General features: G+C 52.6%; 3 protein-coding genes. 2 read left to right on the top strand and 1 reads right to left on the bottom strand.

Annotation, left to right across the window (positions count from 1 at the left end):
• Nucleotides 1-296: 296 nt before the first annotated feature.
• On the bottom strand, nucleotides 297-830 hold the full coding sequence (locus WBR57_RS20930; protein ID WP_424086210.1) for a hypothetical protein: 534 nt from the start codon (nucleotides 828-830) through the stop codon (nucleotides 297-299).
• A 192-nt stretch (nucleotides 831-1,022) separates the two neighbouring features.
• Here WBR57_RS20930 and WBR57_RS20935 point away from each other — a divergent pair, with 192 nt between their 5' ends.
• On the top strand, nucleotides 1,023-1,223 hold the full coding sequence (locus tag WBR57_RS20935; protein ID WP_424086212.1) for a hypothetical protein: 201 nt from the start codon (nucleotides 1,023-1,025) through the stop codon (nucleotides 1,221-1,223).
• Nucleotides 1,213-2,139 (top strand): hypothetical protein, encoded by a 927-nt coding sequence (locus WBR57_RS20940; protein ID WP_424086214.1) that lies wholly within the window; start codon nucleotides 1,213-1,215, stop codon nucleotides 2,137-2,139. The genes WBR57_RS20935 and WBR57_RS20940 overlap by 11 nt, the downstream gene beginning before the upstream one ends.
• Nucleotides 2,140-2,341: the final 202 nt, after the last annotated feature.

The following is a 2,341-nucleotide window of genomic DNA, read 5'->3' on the forward strand; positions in this document are numbered from 1 at the left end:
GAAAGTAACTCACTTAAATGTGACCTTGAGTACCAAGAAGCTGCGCCTGGATTTGTTTTACCGAAAAAAGTTGGCATCACGTCAGCTTGGTTGAACCATTAATAGCAGGAATGGTCGCAGCCATGACCGAGGACGATCCGGGTGTTGGAGTGAAAAAGCTCATAGACAACAGCATCCCTGGTTAACCGGGACAGCGGTACGAGGTGGGCAAGCCGTTTGGTTGTTCAGTTTGATGTAGGTGGGCTTGACGCCCTTCAATGGTCGTGTGTTCGTAGCCGAGAAGCCATTCTTTGCGTTTATTTTTTTGTTGGCACTTCTGGTGCTATGGTTGGCGTGTGGAGTTCACTAAGCCGAACATTTTTAAAGCGCCTGACCTCGTAATCGCGGGGATGAATTGGGACAACCTGTTCGGAGTTATCTTGAAATTTTAAATCGACCAAGTAAGCCACATTTGATCCGTATGCTTTTCCCTTGTAGGTGGATCTCGCCGGATGGATTACCGCGATGGTGTGATTGCCGAAAAACTCAATGACCGGATCCCAGTGTTTATATGGCTTCGGGACTCGATATTTTCCCTGAGAGGTTGAGAGAAAAAGTTTTTTTGGGACTTTGTTGTCGTGCAGTAAGGCATCCATTTTGATTCGCCTCATGTTTACCGAGTAAAAATCGATGGGATCATATTCTCGATAGAATGTCTCAAAGGCTTTCAGAATAAGGGGCTCATGCTCGAAGTTCTCGATTTCAATGTAATAACTGTATCCAACCCTCAGATAGATCGCGAAAATTGTTGTTGCGCGGTCTTTCTCGTTCTCGAGGAGAACGGAGCTCACGTAAGTATCATCGCACGCGATGCTCGAACTGCTGCCAAAGGCTCCGTGGATGCGAATTCCGGTCTTCGTGCGATACCGTAAGTAGCCAAAAAGCAGAGCGAGCGGAGAGACAATTAGGCCAACGAGCCCAAGTACCGCCCAACACACTTGCCGAATACCCTCGAGAGAGGTAGCTTCACTCTAAGAAACCACATGGCTCAATTCGACGTCATTCCTCCCCTCAGTTGGGACAACCCCCAGGATGTGCCGATTCTCCGGCACATCGAGGAAACCCGTGGCGTCGAAATGGCGGAACTGGCTACGCTCCCCAACGAGGATTACCTGCGGGAAGTCTGCGAGCTGATGGCGCTCAATGATCGCGACGACGAAGGTGTCCCCGAATATGGAAACTGACGATTTCCGGGCGCTGCTCACTTGGTTCCGGGAACTCGCTGACGAAATACGGAATACCGGCACACCGGCTGAGATTACCTCCGGCCTAGCCTGCGTCCATCACCGTCTCGCCGAAGTCACCAAGGATTGCGATATCTGGATTCCTCCAACGAGTCTCGCCGCCTTCAAACATCGAGTTCTCACCCGGCAGTGGCAGGGCAATCGGGCAGTTTACCGTTCCGCTCTCTCCGTCCCGCTTGATGCGCGGTGGCTTAATGGAGGCTGGTCGGCCCACATCGTGTGGGAGGGGCGCCCTAAGGCACAAGTGGATGTCTTCGGTCGCATGCCCAGAATCCTCCAACATAGCGGCGGGGACTTGTACAGTGACGAGGAAACGCTTGCCCGAGTTAAGATGACCCGCCGGGAAAAAGACTGGCCCACGGTTCACGCCCTGGGCGAGCGCCTCATCACCAAAGGTGATCCCAAGGGCCTGCTGTTTTTGCAAAAGGCCGAAAGTCTCTTCGCCGCGAAGGAAAAATTTTCCCGAGAACAATGGGCGAAGCAAGCCAAGGACCGTCCGTTGCTCGACTGCTTCGACGGCGCCATCCAAGTAACCATGCTCGCGGCCCACCTTCGAACCGAACAGACCTTCTGGCGACAGGTCGATCACCATCGAATGGAAACCTACCGCGAGGCGGGAAAAAATTACGCCAAGGCCGCTCACAAAATTCTCAATACCCTTCGCACTTTTGCTGAACAGGACTTGTCTCTCACCAAATTGGCGGAGGAACTTCTCCCTACGCATCCTCTCCAAGATAAAGCCGACTCCCTCATCGGTGCCGCGTCCGAAGACGCGCTTGCCAACGTGGATCAGTCCCGCTTCAACTCATCGTGGCTCCCCATCGAGTGGGCCAAGGCCACTCTTTGTCCAACCTAACAATTGATGGGCTTGGTTGCGTGTTAAAGAAAGGCGACGAGAATCCTTTCCTGCATGGGAAGGGTCCGGAGAAGCACGTCGAGTTCAAACCGACGCTACGACGCTAAGCGGAGAACCAGACACTCCGAACTTCTCTGCATGTTCTCGGGCTTTCTCACTAACAGGTCTTTTATGGACTTGGTAAATTGACATTAGAGAGTCG

Source organism: Pseudomonas sp., from assembly GCF_049590575.1.
Lineage (GTDB): Bacteria > Pseudomonadota > Gammaproteobacteria > Pseudomonadales > Pseudomonadaceae > Aquipseudomonas.

What these genes read in the sequence shown, in the direction of transcription:
- WBR57_RS20935 (WP_424086212.1), top strand. Translation starts at nt 1,023, where the DNA reads ATGGCTCAATTCGACGTCATTCCTCCCCTCAGTTGGGACAACCCCCAG.
- WBR57_RS20940 (WP_424086214.1), top strand. Translation starts at nt 1,213, where the DNA reads ATGGAAACTGACGATTTCCGGGCGCTGCTCACTTGGTTCCGGGAACTC.